Origin of the sequence: Beggiatoa alba B18LD (genome assembly GCF_000245015.1) — a bacterium.
Taxonomy (GTDB): Bacteria; Pseudomonadota; Gammaproteobacteria; order Beggiatoales; family Beggiatoaceae; genus Beggiatoa; species Beggiatoa alba.
Window position 1 is genome coordinate 3619187 of record NZ_JH600070.1, and the last position, 21763, is coordinate 3640949.

Annotated in this window: 19 protein-coding genes; 4 read left to right on the top strand and 15 right to left on the bottom strand. The window is 40.3% G+C overall.

The genetic code is table 11. From position 1 onward, the window contains the following. The first annotated feature begins 36 nt into the window (after positions 1 to 36). Complete coding sequence (locus BEGALDRAFT_RS18470) at positions 37 to 1050, top strand: hypothetical protein (RefSeq protein WP_002691361.1); 1014 nt, start codon at positions 37 to 39, stop codon at positions 1048 to 1050. Between the two features lie 117 nt (positions 1051 to 1167). On the opposite strand, the gene BEGALDRAFT_RS14860 is transcribed toward BEGALDRAFT_RS18470, so the two are convergent. The 4 genes from BEGALDRAFT_RS14860 to pdsR form a co-directional block, all read right to left on the bottom strand. Next, complete coding sequence (locus BEGALDRAFT_RS14860) at positions 1168 to 2451, bottom strand: TRAP transporter large permease (protein WP_002691363.1); 1284 nt, start codon at positions 2449 to 2451, stop codon at positions 1168 to 1170. A gap of 2 nt (positions 2452 to 2453) precedes the next feature. Continuing rightward, on the bottom strand, positions 2454 to 3041 hold the full coding sequence (locus BEGALDRAFT_RS14865; protein ID WP_002691365.1) for a TRAP transporter small permease: 588 nt from the start codon (positions 3039 to 3041) through the stop codon (positions 2454 to 2456). A 109-nt stretch (positions 3042 to 3150) separates the two neighbouring features. Beyond that, positions 3151 to 4140, bottom strand: a complete 990-nt coding sequence (locus BEGALDRAFT_RS14870) for a TRAP transporter substrate-binding protein (protein ID WP_002691367.1) — start codon at positions 4138 to 4140, stop codon at positions 3151 to 3153. Between the two features lie 400 nt (positions 4141 to 4540). Then, positions 4541 to 5251 (bottom strand): proteobacterial dedicated sortase system response regulator, encoded by a 711-nt coding sequence (pdsR, locus tag BEGALDRAFT_RS14875; RefSeq protein WP_002691369.1) that lies wholly within the window; start codon positions 5249 to 5251, stop codon positions 4541 to 4543. 350 nt (positions 5252 to 5601) lie between these two features. Between pdsR and BEGALDRAFT_RS19260 the strand changes: the two genes are divergently transcribed. After that, positions 5602 to 5742 (top strand): hypothetical protein, encoded by a 141-nt coding sequence (locus tag BEGALDRAFT_RS19260; protein ID WP_002691371.1) that lies wholly within the window; start codon positions 5602 to 5604, stop codon positions 5740 to 5742. Positions 5743 to 5838: 96 nt separating this feature from the next. After that, positions 5839 to 6429 (top strand): sortase domain-containing protein, encoded by a 591-nt coding sequence (locus tag BEGALDRAFT_RS14880; protein ID WP_002691373.1) that lies wholly within the window; start codon positions 5839 to 5841, stop codon positions 6427 to 6429. Positions 6430 to 6538: 109 nt separating this feature from the next. On the opposite strand, the gene BEGALDRAFT_RS14885 is transcribed toward BEGALDRAFT_RS14880, so the two are convergent. The 9 genes from BEGALDRAFT_RS14885 to purU all read right to left on the bottom strand — a co-directional run bounded on the left by BEGALDRAFT_RS14885 (position 6539) and on the right by purU (position 15405). Beyond that, positions 6539 to 8170 carry an electron transfer flavoprotein-ubiquinone oxidoreductase gene (locus BEGALDRAFT_RS14885; protein ID WP_002691375.1) on the bottom strand — a complete coding sequence of 544 codons (1632 nt, stop codon included), beginning with the start codon at positions 8168 to 8170 and terminating at the stop codon, positions 6539 to 6541. A 65-nt stretch (positions 8171 to 8235) separates the two neighbouring features. After that, a complete protein-coding gene (locus tag BEGALDRAFT_RS14890) occupies positions 8236 to 8988 on the bottom strand; it encodes a metallophosphoesterase (RefSeq protein ID WP_002691377.1) in 753 nt (250 codons plus the stop codon). Positions 8989 to 9009: 21 nt separating this feature from the next. Then, the gene (gene ispD / locus BEGALDRAFT_RS14895) at positions 9010 to 9708 is read right to left on the bottom strand and encodes a 2-C-methyl-D-erythritol 4-phosphate cytidylyltransferase (RefSeq protein ID WP_002691379.1); all 699 of its coding nucleotides are present in this window, start codon (positions 9706 to 9708) and stop codon (positions 9010 to 9012) included. After that, complete coding sequence (gene ftsB, locus BEGALDRAFT_RS14900) at positions 9698 to 10006, bottom strand: cell division protein FtsB (RefSeq protein WP_002691382.1); 309 nt, start codon at positions 10004 to 10006, stop codon at positions 9698 to 9700. Before ftsB ends, ispD begins: the two co-directional genes overlap by 11 nt. 14 nt (positions 10007 to 10020) lie before the next feature. After that, positions 10021 to 10416 carry a MerR family transcriptional regulator gene (locus tag BEGALDRAFT_RS14905; RefSeq protein WP_002691384.1) on the bottom strand — a complete coding sequence of 132 codons (396 nt, stop codon included), beginning with the start codon at positions 10414 to 10416 and terminating at the stop codon, positions 10021 to 10023. Between the two features lie 145 nt (positions 10417 to 10561). Then, positions 10562 to 12043: a 4-alpha-glucanotransferase gene (gene malQ / locus BEGALDRAFT_RS14910; protein WP_002691386.1), complete on the bottom strand. Its 1482-nt coding sequence runs from the start codon at positions 12041 to 12043 to the stop codon at positions 10562 to 10564. Beyond that, a complete protein-coding gene (locus BEGALDRAFT_RS14915; RefSeq protein ID WP_198284649.1) occupies positions 12040 to 13722 on the bottom strand; it encodes a glycoside hydrolase family 57 protein in 1683 nt (560 codons plus the stop codon). Before BEGALDRAFT_RS14915 ends, malQ begins: the two co-directional genes overlap by 4 nt. A gap of 17 nt (positions 13723 to 13739) precedes the next feature. Continuing rightward, the gene (locus BEGALDRAFT_RS14920; RefSeq protein WP_002691390.1) at positions 13740 to 14507 is read right to left on the bottom strand and encodes a (Fe-S)-binding protein; all 768 of its coding nucleotides are present in this window, start codon (positions 14505 to 14507) and stop codon (positions 13740 to 13742) included. Between the two features lie 61 nt (positions 14508 to 14568). Then, a complete protein-coding gene (purU, locus tag BEGALDRAFT_RS14925) occupies positions 14569 to 15405 on the bottom strand; it encodes a formyltetrahydrofolate deformylase (RefSeq protein ID WP_002691393.1) in 837 nt (278 codons plus the stop codon). Between the two features lie 106 nt (positions 15406 to 15511). Between purU and nagZ the strand changes: the two genes are divergently transcribed. Further along, positions 15512 to 16573, top strand: a complete 1062-nt coding sequence (gene nagZ, locus BEGALDRAFT_RS14930; RefSeq protein ID WP_002691394.1) for a beta-N-acetylhexosaminidase — start codon at positions 15512 to 15514, stop codon at positions 16571 to 16573. 361 nt (positions 16574 to 16934) lie between these two features. On the opposite strand, the gene BEGALDRAFT_RS14935 is transcribed toward nagZ, so the two are convergent. Continuing rightward, positions 16935 to 20456 (bottom strand): choice-of-anchor D domain-containing protein, encoded by a 3522-nt coding sequence (locus tag BEGALDRAFT_RS14935; protein WP_002691396.1) that lies wholly within the window; start codon positions 20454 to 20456, stop codon positions 16935 to 16937. Positions 20457 to 20532: 76 nt separating this feature from the next. Then, positions 20533 to 21756: a hypothetical protein gene (locus tag BEGALDRAFT_RS14940; protein ID WP_002691397.1), complete on the bottom strand. Its 1224-nt coding sequence runs from the start codon at positions 21754 to 21756 to the stop codon at positions 20533 to 20535. Between the last annotated feature and the right edge of the window lie 7 nt (positions 21757 to 21763).

Genomic DNA, 21763 nt, shown 5'->3' on the forward strand with positions numbered 1-21763 from the left:
AATTAACTATGACCCGTTGTTTTTGGAGTCTTAATAATGCCCCGCAAATTATTGACCATCGTCGGACTTGGTTTTTTAGCTTACTTTTTTCTGTTAAATGCTGCGACTGCTGACGAATATTACAAACTATATATAAACACGACCCCAACAGATGCAAAAATTAGCATACGTAATATATTACCCAAGTTTAAACAAGGCATTGCTTTAGTTGCTGGTCGCTATGAAATAGTGATTACACACAAAGATTATCAATCTTATAAAACATGGATTGATTTAAAAGAACAGACGACCCTTAATATTCAACTCTTACCCTCACAACGTCCTGATAATCACTACACGTTAAATCTCAGCGTTAATCCAAGTGATGCAGAAATTCAATTAATGGATGTAAATCAGCAATCTATTCCTTTTAGCATGGGTATGTGGCTACCCCCTAATCAATATTTACTCCGTGTTTTTAAAAAAGGTTATGCTGAACAACAACAATGGATTCGGATTGATGACCAAGACCTACAATTAACCATCGATTTAACCAGCCCTGCCTTAGCACCAGATACCGCAGAATCCCCTATTCGTTACCCATTACATATCTATGTCCAACCCAGTCAAGCCACGATTACACTCATTAATCAAGAACGGTCTTTTCAACAGGGTATGCTTTTAAAATCTGGACGTTATTTATTACAAATTACACAGCCTGACTATACAACCCGCCAAGAATGGATAGAAATTTTTGACGAAGGTTTAACACTTAACGTCACACTTTCTAAACCTAAAATGTGCTTTGCTCATGGTGACGAATATCTTGTATTAGAGTTTTTTGGGGATGTGGTTGAAGGAACTTACAGCACCGCGACAGGGCAATATATCCGCTTAAAAGGTGCGCAACAAACACGCTCACCTGAAATTAAAGCCCTTGCGATTTTTACCAAAGATAAAATTCAGCGAGAATCAAACGTGATGTTATTCTGGCAAACGGGCAATCTTTTATTAAAAATGAACGGCAAACAATCCTTTTTTACAGCCATTACTTGCGCACAAAATCCTTAAAAAAATACATAATAAAAAAAGCTGGCTTAAAAGCCAGCTTAATCACAATTTAAATTGAGGACTGGCAGTCCTCTACACTGTTTTATAGTGCAAACCACTTAACAGTAATCACTTCGTTTAAGCCCCGAATAATAAATTCGGTAAAAATGTAGAAATCGCAGGAACATAAGTAACTAACATTAAGAAAGATAATAAAATCACTAACCAAGGCAAAGTAGCGTGCACAACTTGAAGAATTGTCATCTTCGTAATGCCTGCCGTTACAAATAGATTAAGCCCCACAGGTGGCGTAATCATCCCAATTTCCATATTCACGACCATGATAATGCCTAAATGAATTGGGTCTATCCCCAAGGTTTGCGAAATGGGGAATAAAATCGGCGCGGTAATTAATAATAAACCCGTCGGTTCCATAAAATTCCCCCCAATCAACAGAATAATATTCACAACTAACAAGAACATCCACGGCGATAAACCCCAACCGACAATCGATTCTGTAATCATTTGCGGAATACGCTCGGTAGTCAACACATGCGAGAATAACATCGCATTCATAATGATAAACATCAACATAATCGTGATTTTACCCGCATCAATTAACACATGGGGTACATCACGCATCCGCAAATCAGAATATACAAAAATCGCAATGATAAAGGCATAAACCGCAGCAACGGCAGCGGCTTCTGTCGGCGTAAATACCCCGCCATAAATCCCGCCAATAACAATCACAATCAGCAGTAAACCCCAACCCGCATCTAAGGTTGCTGAGACTAATTCTTTTAATGAAACACGTGGTAACTTAGGCAAATTATGTTTTCTTGCCATTACATACGCGCCGATAATCAGAAACAACGCTAATAACAACCCAGGAATAACCCCTGCCATAAACAAGCGTCCGACAGATACCTCAGTTACCGCTGCATAAACAATCATGACCAACGAAGGCGGAATTAAAATGCCCAATGTACCTGCCGTACAAACCATGCCCGCCGCCATCCGTTGCGGATATCCTGTAGAAACCATTGCACTGATAACAATAGAACCAATCGCCACCACTGTCGCAGGTGAAGAGCCAGACACTGCCGCGAATAAAGTACATGCCAAAATAGAAGCAATCCCTAACCCACCCCGAATAGAACCAACGCACGCAATCGCAAAACGAATTAAGCGTTTAGCAACCCCCCCCGTTGATAAAAAAGCCGATGATAAAATAAAGAAGGGAATCGCTAATAAAGAATAATGTTGCGTTGCTTCAAAAGCTTTTAAGGCTAAAGAGGCTAACGAATCGGTTGAAAAAAATAGAATGGTTAATACACTGGATAAGCCCAACGCGACCGCAATCGGCATTCCAATAATCATGAATAAAAGCAGTAAAATAAAAAGTGATGCTGTTGCCATTTTTAGTGCCCATCCGCTTTAGTCGTATCGGTTTCAGATTTTGTCTTAATAACTGTCTCGGCATCATCCACTTGAAACTGCTTCAACGCATCTGCTGCCTCATCCGCTAACATCTGCACCTGTGAACCAATTAAGAGCTTTACCCCTACTTGTAAAAACCGCGCGAATAGCAATAAAAAGCCTAAAGGTAAAATAAGATAGATAACCCATTGTTGTATTGGCAAATCCTCAGATTCATTGCCCAAGGTGTACATAATATCTAGGTAATTCCAAGCACCGACACCTAAAATACCGCAATAAATCAAGCAGCACAGAATGGCGAGCAGTCCGATAATACGCTGACCCAAGGGCGGAAATAATTTCACAATCGCATCAATGCCAATATGTGCATTAACCCGCACTCCGTAAGACATCCCAAACAGGACTAACCATGCAAATAAACTCGTGGTTAATTCCAACGCCCAGACAAAACCACTGTTAAAAACATAACGTGCAACCACATTTGCAAATGTAACCAATGTCATACTGGCTAATAAAAGTGCAATAAACCATTCTTCTAAACGGTTATACAATGCAGATAAAAACCACATGATTGAACCCCCTAAAACCTAAAGCAAACAAGCCTTTAAGTGAGAAGATAAAATCTACTACTTAAAAGCTTGTGAAATGAAAAAAGATAATATCAATCAACAGAATTGACTACGGTTTTTTATTTGCCGCTAATGCTGCATCGATTAAATCTTTACCAATCGCATCCTCAAATTGCTTCCATACAGGCAACATGGCTGTCCGCCATTGAGCTAACTCTTCGGGGGTGAGTTGTATTACTTGAGTTTTACCTGAATCAATAACCTTTTGACGGTCAGTCATTTCTTGTTCAAAAGCGATTTTATTCACTTCGATAGTGACTTCTGCCAGAATTTTTTCTAACTCAGTGCGAACATCATCAGGTAATTTTTTCCAGAAAGCGGTGTTTGTTACCACCATATAATCTAAAACCCCGTGATTGGTTTCAGAAAAATACTTTTGCACTTCATGGAATTTTTTAGAATAGATATTTGCCCAAGGATTTTCTGCCCCATCAACAATGCCTGTTGCTAACGCATTGTAAACTTCGGCAAACGCTAATTTTTCAGGGCTTGCGCCTAGTGCTTTAAATTGTGCTTCCAACACTTTAGATTGTTGAATACGGAATTTTAAGCCTTTTGCATCGGCTGGAACACGTAAGGGTTTATTGGCAGAAAATTGCTTCATGCCGTTATGCCAAAAGGCTAAACCGTAATAGCCCTTTTTCTCGACAGCGTGTAATAATTCCAGACCTTTTTCACTGGCTTGGAAACGGTCAACGGCAGCTAAATCATCAAATAAGAAAGGTAAATCGAACAATTGAATTTTATCGGTGTATTTACCAAACTTTGCTAAAGAAGGAGCAAGGATTTGTACATCTCCTAGTAGCAACGCCTCCATTTCTTTTTCATCGCCGTATAGTTGAGAGTTTGGATAAATCTCTACAACCACTTTTCCCGCTAAACGCTCTTCCACCAATTTTTTAAATAAATTCGCGCCAATCCCTTTTGGGGTTGTTTCCGCAACGACATGAGAAAATTTGATTTTAATGGGTTCTGCTTGAACATTACTAAGCAACAAGGTACAACAAAAAAGGATTAGACTGTGTATAAAAATACGCATGTTTTCCTCCGCAATCAATAGTGGGTGGTATATAGAAATGATATTCTATTATCTTTTTTATAATCAAAAACTAATGCTACTTTTAGTATCCTTACATAGCTTAACTGTACATCCTAAAAGACAATAGAAGGAAACAGGGTTTTTTTGCACGTTCTGCAATAAAAAACCTTTTAAAAGGCTAACTACATTTATGTCAAATAGCAAGCATAGCTTGCTAAATTTATTAAGAATTAGTTGCTTAAAAATAAAATTATCAATCATATGGTTTTCTATTACCATACTTATACAAATATGAGTTATTTAGAAAACACTAATATATAAACAAGGTGTAAAAACTAATAAAGGCGTGCAAACTGTAACTTGCACGCCTTTATATTTTCAATAAATAGAGTTAATTAACTTATCGTGTGATTAGTTCATTATCAATATTCCAGCGATAGCCCATGCCATAAACGGTTTCTATCGCAACAAACTTGCTATCTACCGCCGCAAATTTTTTACGTATCCGTTTAATATGCGAGGTAATGGTACTGTCATCAACATTAACATTTGCCTCTTGCATCAGTTGTTCACGTTGGCGTACATAACCAGGAAAACGTGCGAGTGCATGGACTATCCAGAATTCAGTCAAGGTTAAATCAACAGGCACATTACGCCACATAACCGTTAAACGATGCGGGTCTATGCGGAGTGAACCGCGTTCTATAACATTTTCAGCAGATGGCGGGGTTGCAAGGGCTTCTACACGGCGAAATAGTGCGGCAATCCGTGCTAATAAATGAGGCATACTGATATCTTTTGTCAAATAATCATCCGCCCCGAGTCGCAGACCTGACACCATGTCGAATTCGCTATCGCGTGCTGTCAGAAAAATGATAGGTAAATAATGAGACAATCCCCGTAATTCTCGACATAAATCAAAACCGCCTTCCACCTCGTCTTCTAGCATAATATCGAGCAAAACAAGTTCAGGAAGTCGCATCCGAAAAGCTTGTAATGCTTCACGTCGCGTTGAATACGTATTAACTTCATAGCCTTGTCTTCTCAAGACGGCTGCATAATTTTCACGAATGGCTGGTTCATCTTCAACGATAGCGATACGCCGCCCCATTATAAACCTCTTTATTTATAATCAATTGAGCTAGAAAGTTCATGAGATATCTTAACTGAAAACTTGTTTTCTTTATAATAGCAAGCGATGCCAGCCAATAGGATGTTTCTTTCCGAATTCCATTTTTTTGCCACATTTTGCCCGTGTTTTGTCATAAGCTATCCTTAGCTTTGCCGTATTAATAGGGTTTAATACCTACAATACCGCAGACTACAGAAGCAATATCAAGGAGGGCATCTGTAGTGTATCAATATCGACTGTATGACTGGCAGGACTGTTGCTTTATAGTTGTTTGACAAATCCTTTTTTTTGATTACCCCTTATTTTTAATTCATTTTTTGGAGTGTTTCATGGACAGTGTAAAAACACAAAATACACAATCAGCGGCATTAAGTGATTTATTAAATTTCTTTGTAACCAGCCTATTAGCGGGTTTTGCCTCTGCAGTCGTGCTTGCGGGTATTGTCTTACTTATTTCGGCGGCAGGTTAAGTAATGAGTTGAATCAAGCGTTAATAGAATAATAAAACGTAAAAAAATACGGGCATAAGCAAGTTATTCATGAGTTTTTAACAACACAGTGGTGCTATGAGAATCTATTTAGGATGGGGTAGTACGCTTATTGGTTTGTTAGTGGGGTTTAGTGTATGGCAGGTTAGCCAACAGTACATGACTTATCCACAGGCATGGCTCACACAGGGATTAATGCAAACCGCATGGGCGCGTACTCAAGCAAGCGGACGTTATGTCAAACCTTGGCCATGGGCTGAAACGTGGCCATTAGCTCGTTTGTCTATTCCTCAGTTAAATTTCGAGCAAATTGTCTTAGCAAAAGCGTCCAATGATACGTTAGCTTTAGGACATTTAAGTAGCACTGTGTTACCCGGTGAAGCAGGTAACAGCGTCATCAGTGTTTATCATCGCAATTATGCACGCTACATGCAGGCGTTAAAAAATAGCGATGAGTTAGTTTTAGAAGCCCCACAAAATGGACAATGGCGTTATCGCGTTTCTGCTATTTACGTTGTAGATAAAACCGATACCCGTTTTCTTGCGCCGAGTATGCACCGCCGTTTAACGATTATTAGTTGTTATGCATGTAGTAATGGACAAGATAATTTACGTCATGTTGTGGTTGCCGATGAAATTGAAAAGCGCATGACCGCAAGCGCATTCTAAGCCTCTCAAGACAAAGACCTGCGAGGTTTTCAAAGCCTAGCAGGTCTTTTTTTGTCTTTTTTAAGAAAAACTTACCGAATTTAGATTTTCTAATCTTTCTTTTAAAATCTTACATATTCGGATAGTTAGGACCACCACCGCCTTCAGGCACTGTCCAGTTAATATTTTGACTGGGGTCTTTAATATCACAGGTTTTACAGTGTACACAGTTTTGCGCATTGATTTGTAAGCGTGGCGTATTGCCTTCTGCGATGATTTCATAAACCCCCGCAGGACAATAGCGTTGCTCAGGCGCGTCATACAAGGCTAAATTGGTTTCTATTGGAACCCGTAAGTCTTTGAGCTGTAAATGACAAGGCTGATTTTCTTCATGATTGGTGTTAGAAATAAACACCGATGACAAGCGGTCAAAACTGATTTTTCCATCAGGTTTAGGATATTCAATTTTTCGACATTCCCCCGCTTTCTTTAATGCACTGTGGTCTTCATGATGATGCAATGTCCACGGCGCACGCCCCCGCAATATGTAGGTATCCAGCGCAGAATAGAACAAGCCACCCCATAAACCCCATTGAAACGACGGGCGAATATTCCGTACTGTATAAAGTTCATCCCATAGCCAGCTTTGTTCTAAACGTTGGCGATAGTCCGCGACTTCCTCGCTCGCTTTGCCCGCTTGTAAATGCGTAAAAACCGCTTCTGCCGCAATCATGCCTGACTTCATTGCCGTATGCGTGCCCTTAACTTTAGGCACATTTAAAAAGCCCGCAGTGTCGCCAATCAATAAACCGCCCTGAAACGTTAATTTGGGAATTGATTGAAAACCACCTTCACTCAAGGCACGCGCCCCATAAGCAACCCGCCGTCCGCCTTCAAACAGGGAACGAATTACAGGATGAGTTTTATAACGTTGAAACTCTTCATAGGGGCTTAGGTAAGGATTTTGATAATCCAAACCAACGACAAAACCGACAGCAACTTGATTATTTTCCAAATGATAAAGGAAAGAACCACCATAAGTTTGGGAATCCAATGGCCAGCCAATGGTGTGCATAATCGTCCCTGCTTTATGCTTGGCGGGTTCAATTTCCCATAATTCTTTAATGCCTATCCCATAAGTTTGCGGGTCCACGCCTTGACGTAAATTAAAGCGTTCGAACAAAATTTTCGTTAAAGACCCCCGACAACCTTCAGCAAAAATCGTTTGTTGGGCATGGATTTCAGTGCCTGCGGCAAAATGGCTGGTGGGTTCTCCCTCTTTATTCACCCCCATATCGCCTGTTATCACGCCTTTCACACTGCCATCTTCATGATATAACACCTGCGCCGCCGCAAAACCAGGAATAATATCCACGCCCAAACTTTCCGCTTCTTGCGCTAACCAACGACAGAAATTTCCTAAACTAATAATATAATTTCCCTCGTTGTGCATTTGAGGTGGCGTTATTGGGAATTTAAAGGATTTCTGCTCGGTTAAAAAGATAAAACTGTCATCCGTTGCAGGCGTATTTAACGGCGCGTTTTTCTCACGCCAATCAGGGATTAACTCATTTAATGTATGTGGCTCTAACACTGCCCCCGATAAAATATGCGCTCCAACTTCTGAACCTTTCTCAATCACACAAACAGTTAACTCATGATTTTTTTCCGCGCTCAACTGCTTTAAACGAATTGCCGCAGACAAACCAGATGCACCAGCACCGACGATAACGACATCGTACTCCATCACATCGCGTTCCATCAGGGGGTCTCCTTGTATCGCTAAAAGAGGAAATGAATATTATAAAATAGCTTATAAATTAAGGTTTAATCTAAAAAACTAACCCAAGTTTTTAATTGTGCGCCATCCCAAACAATTTCCCGCCAACCCGCCCGCGTGTGAGCAATCTGAAAATCTACAGGTTCAGGTGCTATTTGCAACATCGTTGATGGGGTTAAATAAATCTGTTTTCCTGCCTGCGTGATGACCTTATCTGTATGATAATGCCCACAGAAAATATGCTGAATAGCCGTTTTTTGCTGTAAAACTGCCCATGTTTCTGCCTTATTCTTTAATGAATAACGATTGTCCATAAAAGTACAACCGCAAAAAATGGGCGGATGGTGCATAAATAATAAAGTTGGTTGAGTTACCGCTAACTCACGTAACCATGCTAACTGTTGCGGGGGAAGATAATAAGAGGAAGTATCTAAAAACAATAAGGGCAAGCCTTTTATAACACGGGAAAAATATAATTCTCCTGCCTGAATATCCGCTTGAATCGCAAAATATTCTCCCATTGTCGCCACAACATCATGATTACCTGCCATCACCACATAAGGCGCGGGAAAATTCGCAAGTCTATCTCGTAACCACTGATAAGCCTCAGCCTCGCCATGGTTTAAAGCTAAATCGCCCGATAATACCAACAAATCTAAGGGCTTTTTTTCTAAAATAGTGAGCACTTGCGACAATTGCCGATAAACATCGACCCCATGCAACAAATGCTTATCACTGCCAAGATGTAAATCGGTAATTTGGGCAATTCGCAAAACAGAAGGGGATTGAGTTGCTATCATGCGTTTTACTCTACTGACTAACTACACAGCAATTGCTTGTAAATACAAGGCGGCTAAGGCTAAATCTTGCGGACGAGTAATTTTAATATTATCCGCATGACCTTCTATAAAAATTGGGGTATGTCCTAATTTCTCAATGGCTTGTGCATCATCAGTAATCGGCTCATGGTTCAAAATCACCTTTTCTAATGCCTGATATAACAAGCCATAACGGAACATTTGCGGGGTTAATGCGTGCCAGAGATTTTCCCGACTCACCGTATCAGTCACTAAGTTTTCCCCTGTCGTCCGTTTTAAGGTATCACGAACAGGAATACCCAATAATCCGCCAACAGGATGCGTTGCTAACTGTTGCATCAAGCGTCGTACATCACTTTGTCGCACACAAGGGCGTGCTGCATCATGAACCAGTACCCAATCATCAGGGTGTGCTTTTCCTGTTAAGGTTAATAGCCCATTAAAAACAGAGTGATAACGCTCTTGCCCGCCATCAGCGGTAAAAATCGGTACGGTCAAGTCTAACGCTAACTGTTGCCAATAGCGGTCATGTTTAGCCAATGCTACCACAATGCCAGCTATTTCAGGAAAATCAAAACGTTCTAACGTATGCTGTAAAATCGTTTTATCATGGACGGATAAATATTGTTTAGGGCAATCCGCTTCCATTCGTGTGCCGATACCTGCGGCGGGAATGACCACCCAATAGCGATTATTTAACAATTTGGAAAAAAACCTCCCCCTGCTTAATCATGCCTAACTCCGCCCGTGCTCGTTCTTCGATAGCTTCAGAACCATTCTTTAAATCGTTCACTTCAGCGGCTAAACTTTCATTGCGAATTTTTAACTGCACATTTTCTTGTTTTTGTGCGGTAATTCTTTCTTGTAACTGTGCATATTCACGATAACTGCCTTTACCAAACCATAAATGTACTTGCACCCACAGTAATAAAATAACCACAATGGCAAGTGCGATATTTAAACCATGTGCTTGTAATTGTTTTAATTGTTCATCCCACATAGGCTATTTTCTGCTCATTCTGCTGCTAAATGGGGATTATTGGCTAATGCGGTTAAACATTGCTTTTCCACCTTATCTAATTCTGATAATAAGATTTCAATATCATGCTGTTGCTGTTCTAAAATGGCTCGTCGATTGCGAATTTTCTCGACAAACGCATGTAATTGCTTGACTTCGTCTTTTTCTAAATCATAAATTTGTAAAACTTCACGGATTTCCCGCAAACTTAAGCCTAAGCGTTTGCCACGCAAAATGAGTTTTAAACGGACACGCTCCCGATTTGTATAAACACGTGTTTGTCCCTGACGACGCGGTAATAACAACCCTTCCGCTTCATAAAAACGAATTGTGCGCGTCGTCACATTAAATTCATTCGCTAACTGGCTGATAGAGAAATGTTGTGTACTCATGAATGTATCTAGTCGGTAAAAAAAGAGTTTGCCTTTACGTAAAGGTAATTTAAAACGGGATTACCTGCAAGTATTCAGTTATCTAATGTTTTTAATTTGCAGTTAATGAACCATCGTTTTTTGAGTTTGTTTAAGGTTTAATTGTTTAATCCTTTATCTTTCCCTCACGTGCATAAAACTTGACCCAATGCGCTAATTTTTCACGGATTTCCGTGTTTAACCATTCCCACTCAAATTGCCATTGCCAATTGCCTTTGGTTACGCTCGGCGTATTCATACGGTGACTACTGTCTAGCCCTAAAATATCCTGTAGCGGAATAATTGCTGTATTAGCCACAGAAGCAAACGCCATCGTGATTAAATCCCATGGCATCTCTGCGGATTTGTGCAAATATTGGCTTAAGAAACTCTGTTGCGTTGGTGGTAATTGTTGAAACCAGCCAACGCTTGTATCGTTATCGTGTGTGCCTGTATAAACAACACAATTGGCTTCGTGATAATGGGGCAAGTAAGGATTGTGTGCATCGCTATCAAATGCAAATTGTAGAATTTTCATACCAGGGAAATGAAAGGTTTCACGTAATTCTATAACGTCTGGGGTAATAACGCCTAAATCTTCGGCAATGAGTGGTAAGGGGCAAACGGGTAAGACGGTTTTAAAAAAAGTTTTTCCGCAAACGTCGCGCCATTCGCCTTTAACCGCAGTTTCTTCCGTTGCAGGAATCGCCCAACAGGCGACAAAACCACGAAAGTGGTCTATGCGTGCAATATCAAAAAAATGATGCAAGGTTTTTAAACGAGTTAACCACCAGCTAAACCCTTCTTTTTCCATAAATGCCCAGTTATACAAGGGATTGCCCCAGCGTTGTCCTGTTTCAGAAAAATAATCAGGGGGAACGCCTGCGACAACTGTCGGTCGTCCTGTTTCGTCTAGTAGAAAGTTTTGACGTTGCGCCCACACATCCGCACTGTCTTCCGCGACAAAAATCGGAATATCTCCAATTAAATACACACCTTTCTGATTTGCGTAGATTTTCAGTGCTTGCCATTGTTGGAAAAAGATAAATTGTTCAAAACAGTGATAATCTATCTGTGTCGCATAGTCATGACTTGCTTTCGCTAGTGCTAAGGGGTCACGATTGCGCAGGGCGGGCAACCAGTCCCACCATGCACGGGCATGATGCACATGGCGCAGGGTACGAAAAAGGGCAAAATCTTTTAGCCATGTTTGATTGATATGACAAAATTCTTGAAATGTTTGTTTTTCCGCAGGGGTAGCTCGTTGTTGAAAGCCTTGATGTGCCAGTTGTAAACAGTGTTCACGATAGGCTTTTGCGTGTGGAAAGTCGCTGAAAGCGGGGAGCTTGTCTAACCAACGTTGTTGTAAGGCTTGTAAATCAATTAATAAGGGATTTCCTGCATGAACTGATTGGCATTGATAGGGGGATAAATCGTCGTGTGTTACGCCTATCGGTAACATTTGCCACAGGCTCACCCCTGTTTCTGCAAGAAAATCAATAAATCGGTATGCATGTTCTCCAATATCTCCATTGCCGAGGTGAGAGGGTAGAGAGGTTGGATGTAGTAAAATGCCTGCTCGACGTGTATTTAAGGGGGAAAATCTCATGTTTTTTGCTCCTGCGCAGGGCGCATTGTGCCACCCATCGCAGGCGCGCCACTGCCAACACTAAAGACATGTTGTAAATAGGCAGGCGGAGGAACACTTAAATAGTGATATAAATTATGGAGATGGGTTCTATAGAGTTGGTCAAAATCGCGGACTGCATCGCTGGGGTTGTAATCGCCAAACCACCAAAACCAATCAGACCCTTCGCAAATAGCCAGTTGTTTTTCTGCAAGTGCTCGTTGTTTAACAGGAATTTGTTTGATTCGTTGGTCAAACATTTGTTTTGCATCGCCTAACATATCCCATGCACGATTTTTATCTTTATCGCCTATCCACGTGGAAAATGTACCATAGACCCAACTACCTGCGACTAGATGCGGTAAGCGTTCTGCGGGTGTTGAACAGGCTTCTTGAAAGGTGCTAAGACGTAAGCGTGGATGTTTTGCCAAGGTGCGGTATAACGCGGAAAGAAAGTAATAGCCATTTTCTGGGTAATATTCCCACGCATTTTCGCCGTCTAAAATAATTGCCACTGTCTGTGCTTGGGGTTGGGTATCGGCAATGGTTTCTAGTTGATGCACAAGGTGTGCAACGGCATCGTCAGCGTGCCATTGGGAAAATTGAAAGCCAATTAAGTCGGATAAGTGGTCGTCTCGAAAAAAACAGCAGGTTTGTGTATTGGGTAATTGATAGGGCTTATACAGGCTATTTGGTTGCATACCTGCTCGATATAAGCTGTTGTGCAAGACGGTTTCCCCGCTTGCCACCCATGGCATTTTTTCTGTATCTAGCAGGCGCACGGTAGCATCACTAATGCCACCTTCGGCAACCCAGCAGCCTGTGGGTCGTTGTCCGAAATAGTGTTCTATCGTGGCTAAACCTTGTTGGATATGCCAACGCGCACGTTCTACACCATCAGGATATTGGGCTAAATTTGGCAAAGCACTATCAGGCAATGCTTCACGTGCACTATTCAGGTCTAAGAGGAGCGGTAAAATTGGGTGAGCATAAGGGGTAAAAGACAGCTCAATTTGTCCTTTTTCCAATAATGCGCGATAACGGGGGATAATCCCTGCTAAAAGTTGTTGAATAATAATCAATAAACTTAAGCAGTCCTCTAAGGTGTAATTGCATTCTTTTTCGATAAGCGCTTGTATGCCTGTATGTTGACGGCGCACAGTTTCGCCCATCCATGCAAGGTGATACCAAACGACTAAATCACGACAGAATTGTTCGTTTAAATAATCAATCGCGGGTGGATGTTGTCGCGCCCATTCTGCAATTCCAACCAGTTGTTGATAAGGGGCAAAACGTTGGATTAAGCGTTCACGATTGGCCCGTAAACATTGCTCAACTAATTGCAAACGGGTTTCACTATTTTTCAGATGGGCTTGTGAGGCTAATGCGACTAATAAAGGGTCATGCAAGGGTGCATTTTCTTGTAAGAATGCATTGATATTAATGGCATAATCATCTAATTGTTCTAATAATGTCGGTGCGAAATTAATCACCGCTTTCGCGCTGGGATTCGCTTCTAAATGGGCAGCCATGTCCACATAATCTTTTATCCCATGCAAATATGTCCACGGTAGTTGATATTGTTGGGTTAACTGATTGTAGTAATATGGCTGATGCAAATGCCAACAAAGAACGATATTTAACGGTGTGTCCGACATCATCCCCCCTGTCTCTGAGTTTATTTTTTTCCAATTGCGGGCACATTCTCTGTCATGTCGGCTAAGACCTCCGCGACATGATAAGCTTGTACAGGCACATTTAAACGACTTAATCGCCCTGTCATATTGAGTAAACAGCCTAAATCACCCGCTAATAAGGTTTCTGCTTGTGTATTTTGAATATCGACAACTTTATCAGAAACCATCCGCGTTGAAATGTCAGGGTATTTAATGCAAAAAGTTCCCCCAAAACCACAGCAGACTTCACAATCTGGCATTTCTGTCAGGGTTAAGCCTTTGACAGAGTTTAATAATGTTCTGGGTTGCTGTTTAACATTTAACTCCCGCAAGCCTGAACAAGAATCGTGATAAGTGACAGAATGCGCAAATTTCGCATTAACGTTGGTGACACCACGGACATCTACTAAAAAGCTGATTAATTCATAACATTTACTGGCAAATTGGCGAGCTTTTTCTTGCCATTCAGGGTCATTTTGGAACAACTCAAGATAATGATGACGCAACATCCCTGCGCAAGAACCTGAAGGCGCGACAACATAATCATAAGATTGACAGGCAGTAATCAGATTTTTAGCAATAGCCTCTGTATCTGCAACATCACCATTGTTATAAGCAGGTTGTCCGCAACAGGTTTGCGTAGTAGGAACATCCACTTGACAGCCTGCTTGTGTGAGTAATTTTAATGCGGCAAAACCAACAGAAGGGCGAAATAAATCAACCAAACAGGTGATAAATAAAGCCACACGAGGAGATTGGGTTGTATTCATAAGGTGGTTTCTTTCAATTAATTGTTCTGGTTATCATGAATAAAACGGATTATTCATTCAGTTAATCAAAAATAACAGTTTTATTCTGGCTAATAAAAACACGGTCTTCAAATACCAGTTTTAACGCTTTTGCTAATACTAAGGTTTCTACATCACGCCCTGCTTGTGCCATGCTTGCGGCATTATGGGTGTGGTCAACAGGAATGGTGGCTTGTGCGATAATAGGACCTTCATCTAAATTATTAGTCACAAAATGCGCGGTTGCACCAATGATTTTAACGCCCCGTTCAAATGCCTGTTTATAAGGGTTCGCGCCAATAAAAGCAGGTAAAAAAGAATGATGAATATTAATCATCTGCTCCCGAAAATGACTGACAAAATAAGGGGATAATATCCGCATATATTTTGCCAATACTAAAAAATCGGGGTTATAACGGTTTATAAGGTCTAAAACCTGTTTTTCATGGGTATCACGCAAAATGTTTTCATGCGGTAAATAATGAAACGGAATTTTAAATTGTGTCACGAGGTCAGCTAAATTATTGTGATTGCTAATAACGGCTAGAATTTCCGCATTTAAATTATCAAAATGATTACGTAATAATAAATCGCCTAAACAGTGATACTCCTTCGTTGCTAACACCACAATCTTTTTTTTATGCTCTTGCGTTAGCACTAATTTAACCTGTTTAGGTAACGCCGCATATAAATCTGCTAACAAATTCGTTTCGTTAATATTGCCCTCAACCTCCGTGCGCATAAAAAAATGTTGCCGTTCTAAATCAACAAATTCATTATTAGAAACAATATTTAAATCATGTTGATAAAGAACACGGGTGATGTTGTACACCAAGCCTTTTTGGTCTGGACAATCTAACAGTAAAATATAATGTTGCATGATTTATGGATGCGTGATGACACAAGAAAAATAAAAAAACAGCCTGCTTAATCATACCCTGTTTAGTGTCACAACGCGCTTATCTCCCCTTACATTGGAATCCATTATGGCACTTGGGCATTTAATGATAGACCTTGAAGGTCTGCATTTAACAACAGAAGAACGCGAATTATTACAACATCCTTTAGTCGGCGGAGTCATTTTATTCAGTCGCAATTATGAATCTCTTGAACAAGTTAGCGCGTTAACGGCGGAAATTCATGCATTGAGAACCCCACCATTATTAATTGCAGTTGACCATGAAGGCGGGCGGGTGCAACGTTTCCGTGAAGGCTTCACTCGCTTGCCTGCTTGCGCACGTTTAGGACAGTTATACGACCAACAACCCCGTTTAGCCAAACAAGCCGCCGAACAAATGGGCTGGTTAATGGCGAGTGAATTACGCACTGTCGGGATTGATTTCAGTTTCGCCCCCGTTGTCGACTTAGGCAAAGGTGTTAGCACAGTGATTGGTGACCGTGCGTTGCATCACGACCCCGACATTATCACAACTTTAGCCCAAGCGATGATAAGCGGAATGCGTCAAGCAGGTATGGCGGCGGTAGCAAAACATTTTCCAGGTCATGGTTCTGTTGTTGCTGATTCACACCATGAAGTACCTATCGATACACGCGATTTAACCGATATTCAATTTACCGATTTAATTCCCTTTGCCCGATTAATTAAAAATGATTTAGCGGGCATTATGCCTGCACATGTGATTTATCCCAAAATCGATGAAATTCCCACAGGATTTTCGCCCCGTTGGCTACAAAGAATCTTACGACAAGAATTAGGATTTCAAGGAGTTATATTTAGTGATGATGTCAGTATGGCGGGGGCTACCGTGATGGGAGATGTGGTTACACGGACACAACGCGCATTACAAGCAGGCTGTGACATGATTCTAATTTGTCAGGATAGAAAAGCCGTGATTCAAGTCTTAGAACAATTAGCTCCTTATCATTCACCTGTTTCACAAGCTCGCCTCATTCGTATGCACGGACAAAAACCATTGACACGGCAACAATTACAACAGATGCCACAATGGGAAACAGCAAAAACAGTTTGTTTAAATTTGGAAAAACAGCTTGATATTAATGTTGATACGGGTGAGCGATTAGCATAAATAGGTCTTTTTTTGTCTGAATCAGGATTTTCAGGATTAACAGGATTAGCAGGATTAAAAAGCGTCATTCACCTTAAATTTTTGGTTTGAGGGTTTTAAATTCTGTTAATCCTGAAAATCCTGATTCAGACAAATGCTTGTCTTTTTTAAAAGAAACTCGCCGAACTCAGGTTAAATATAGCAAACGCACTATAAAACGATGCGAAGGACTGCCAGTCCTAAATTTAAATCACTTTGTGGTACGTTTACTATACAATCACAATTCAGCCGTATAAATAAAAGGAGCGATATATCGCTCCTTTTTTCATTCATTCAAGACTAAAACAAGGATAAATCCTGTTTTAGTCTCCTGACAGGCGGGTTACTGAATATCCACGTGCACACTGTCCGCTGCATAAATAATTTGTCCATCACTCAAGCGATAGCCAAAGAAGATAAACAGCTCACCCGTAGCAAGGAATTCACCTTGATATAGAATGACAGACTGAATAGTTTGCAAGGTAACGCCTGTTTGTCGTGCCGTTAAGGTTGAAAAATCACTATCCCATAACAGCGGATTGTTGTTATCCATCATGTACCAATCATCGCCTAAATTTGGTAAAGGACGATAAACGCCAACAACAATCATATCGGCTTGTTGTCCAACATGTTCAGGATTGACTTGAATACTGCCTGCAACAACAACCGCGTTGCCAACAAAACCATTCATCACCGTTGATTGTGTAAACGCGCCTTGATTGACAGAAATACCCGCCGCAAATTTCACGGAGTCAATGGTATTGCTAGCAGTTTTTTCTACAATACCAACTGTTTGTAAGATAGGTAAGGTAAAGCATCCACCATTCAATAAAATGTTTGCAAAGGCATAGCAAAACTCAGACGAGCCAGTCAGCGGGAAATTAAAGGTTGTTTTATTGGTATCGTTGGTGGTAAATGATAATGTTCCTTGATAACTGCCTGTCATCAACGCATCCATTTGAATAGTAAAGCTACTAGACAAGCCCGCATAAACAACCGCAGGGAAGTTACTCACTAAGCTAAAGCCTGTTGGTAAGGTTAAACTGCTCAGATTTAATTGTGCATAGCCTGCGCTGACGATGGTAAATGTCTTTCGTACAGGTGTCCCGACATTAGCAATGCCAAAATTAACGGCACTGGTTTGACCATCAGAAATTTCACTTGCACCATCAAATAGCTGAATTTTAGCCGCAGAGGTAGGAACTTCACCGCCACTACTCGTAACGGCAATAGGGAAACTGAAAGTTTTATTAGTGCCACCACTACGATTAAATTTAAAGCTTAATGTCCCGCTTGCGGTTTCGCTATCTTTTTGAATAGTGAAAATATCTGCACCACCTGCTGCTAGGCTGGTCGTTGTTGCTAAGAACCGTCCGCTTAAACTAAAGCCCGTTGGTAACGTTAAGTCGCTGACATTCACCGTTGCATTGGTAATATTGCGTACGACAAAGGTTAATTTGGTATTTGTGCCAAATAATAAGGCAGTCGTTGTACCATTACTAATAGTCGTACTTCCTTGTGTGACACTAATAAATGGGTCATCTACTTGTGCCTTTAAGGTAATCCGATAATTTAAATAGTTCGGGTCATTGGTGATAAAACTGAGTGAGCCTGTTGAGCTTGCCACTGTTGTTGCGTCTAAGCGTACATTAAACGTATCAGAAAGCCCTGCCAGAATTTTGCTTGGGAAAGTCCCTACTAAACTAAATCCTGTTGGTAACGTTAAGCCACTGAGATTTAAGGGGACACTACCATTATTTTTTAAGGTAAAGGTCTTTGTAATCGTATGACCTAACTCGGTAGTGCCAAAATCTACAACGGTTGTTTCTAAAGAAGGGAGTTCTGTTTGACCCTCAAATAAGCTGACTTTTGGATAAGCAACAGGGATTGAAGGACCACCGCCTGTTGAGCTGCTAATCACGGATGCACTGACGGAGAAGGTAAAGGGATTCTCGTCACTATCATCGGTATTAAAGCTAATTGTTCCTGAATAGGTTGCAATACTACTGGTGTTAATCTTTACACCAAATCCAGCGGAAGCACCTACAGCCACACTTGTCGGGAAGCTACCTTCTAAGGTAAATCCTGTCGGCAATACTAGGTTGCTGACATTCAATGTGGCAGTGCCTGTATTTTGAAGGGTGAAGGTTTTAACAAAAGAACTGCCCAGCGTTGAAGAGCCTAAATTAATGACTGTTGCACTTGCATTGCTAATACTGTTAGCACCATAAAGCACTGTAATTTCTGGAGCATTAACAGGGGCAGGTACATCATTAATCGTAACTGTGACAGGGAAGTTAAATGGATTTTCATCAACGTCATTATTTTCAAAACTAATATTGCCTGTCAGTGTTCCAACCGCAGAAGTATCAATACTGACCGTAAAGTTATTAGCTAAACCTGCATAAATGGTTGTAGGGAAAGTTCCTTGTAAGCTAAATCCAGCTGGTAAAGTAAGGTTGCTTAAACGCATTTCTACACTACCCAAATTTTGAATAGTGAAAGTTTTGGTATAGCTACTACCGACTGTTGTTGTTCCTAAATCTACAGGTGTAGTGCTTCCATCTGCAATATTGGCTGCGCCTAATAACACATTAATTTCTGGTGTAATGCCTGTAGGTGGCGGTGTTACAGGATCAGTGGGTAATGAAGGATCGACAGTACCAGTTACATTAAAGGTGAATGGGTTTTCATCAGGATCATTATTAGTAAAGTTTACTGCACCACTTAATGTACCACCTGTAGCAGTATTCATTTGAATGGTGAAATAATTATCTGTCCCTGCATACACAATGGAAGGTAAAGCCGTACTTGCAGTAAAACCAGTCGGCAATACTAAATTGCTTAAATTCATGTGTACAGAGCCTAAATTGCGAATAACAATAGTTTTCTTCGTCACACTATTTAGGGCAACAGTCCCAAAATTAATAGGGGTTGGACTGTTATTTGCGATATCAACGCCATCCACTAATACCGCGATTTCGGGGTAAATATTCGCAGTGGCACGAATGGCAAAATTAAAAGGGTCTTTTGAGGGGTCGTCATTGCTCAACAATAGTTGTGTGGTAACAGTGCCCGCATTTAAAGCATCAAAACGAACAGTAAAATTAGCCGATTGTCCAGGTAAAATGGTTAATGGATTAGTGCTACTTGGAGAAGTGCCAACTTGGCTAAATCCTTGAGGTAAGTTCAATGCCCCCACATTCAGCACAGCAGGTCCTCCATTCGTAATTTTAAAAGTCTTTTGAATGGGTGTACCTACTGTTGTCACTCCAAAATCAACGGGGATTGTTTGTCCATCTGTAATTTGTGTTGCGCCATCATAAACGCTCATCGTAGGGGTTGGCGGTTTAGAATCAGGAATTTCAACCACGCCTTCAACAGGAATCACAAAACGACCGCCATATAATGGGTCATCAACACAAAATTCTATATTACCCGATGCATTACTGGTGGTTGTAGGTGCCCAAGTAATAACAAACGCACCTTGTTGTGTGGGTGCAACAGTTAAAGGGTCTGGGGATGCAGTAAAATAAGCATGAGGTGTTTGATAAGTGCTAACAGAGACATTTGTCGGCGTAAAGGGCGCAGCAACAGCAGAGACACTGATATTACTCACCGTAAATTGGCGCGAAATACTAACGCCTGCTTGGGGAGAATAGAACACATAAGGCGTTGTAATCGTACTCGTGCCTAAATTTAAATATTTTCCTAAATCATCTTGAATGGTGAAATTACCAGATTTTGCCAAGTCACCACTGGTAATTTTTGAACCTACGGCACACGTTGGAGAAGCGAACACTTGTCCACTCCAAAACCAAATCAAGAACAACCAGTAATAGAGCAATCGATATTGTTTGCACATAATTATTTTCTCTCAAATGAATCTATTAATTACATTGAATAATCCGTAGTATAGATTCTCAAAAATGTAAATGCCATTAGACAAATAACGGTTGTTGTGAGGATGGTCTAGGAACGGATTGCGGATATGAACCTGCTAATGTTTTATCTAATTGACTGACATAAGCAGCTAAAGCAATGACAAACAGAGTAATATAAGAATAAACTGTTGAATTTGTTAGGCTAGATAATAAAATTATTAAAAATAATATTTTATTATTAATCATTTTATAAACCAGTCCAAAGATAATAAACGGCGCGAAAATACCAAAATTAAAAAACAATCTAATATATTCATTATGAAAAATAAAAGAGTATAAAACCTCGCCACTACCCGTAAAATCTTTAATAATCCAGTGATACACAACAGGATAATCATCAGAAGTGATGAGTTCAAATCCATCCAATAAACGCCCAATGCCAAACCCAAATAAATAATCTGCTAAGGTGAAATATGAAATGGCATAATCGATGGCTGCTTGAACAAGCTGCACGCGGTCTAATCCCCAGAAACTCTCGCCAAAAACAGCACGCTCTCGAAACACCGTTACATACCACACAGCAATTAAGAGTACAGGAATTGCAAAAAAGAATTTAGAAAAAATAGATAATCGTGCTTTAACGAGAAATAAACGTCTGACTTTTAAAAGCCATGCTAAACCTAATAGGGCAAACCCCATCGTACTTCCTAGTAAAAAAACATTGATAATAATTAATATTTTCCAAAAGAAAGAGAATTCATTAAACAAAATAATAAATAAGAAAACTAGGGTATAAGATAATGAAATACTATATTCAAAAGGTCCTGTATTTCTAAACGCGCCTAATACAGGACCATAAATAATATTGATGAACAAAACCAATAAAATAAAAAACTGGCAGCTCATCACGATTATTTCTTTGCGTTGCCATGGTGTTAAAACAGAACGGTTTAATAACGCCTCAAAAAATTTGGGCAATAAAAATAGCGGTAAAAATTTTAACTCTTGTAACATAAAATAATAATTTCTATCAAAATTAGAAATTACTTCTGTTAAAAAAGTCATTGCACCAACGAATAGGCAAGCAAAGATAAAATGACTAGAAATAACTAAGCCTTTTTTTGCCCATACAGATAAAAGACCAAATAAAACAAACAATAAGATAAAGCCACCTTGTAATAACGGACTACGATAAGTTACCAGTAAAAAACTGAAAGCTAGCAAAAAGGTATAGTAATAATGATAAAAAATAGCCGTGTTATTGCGCATCGTGTAGGACATGGATGAG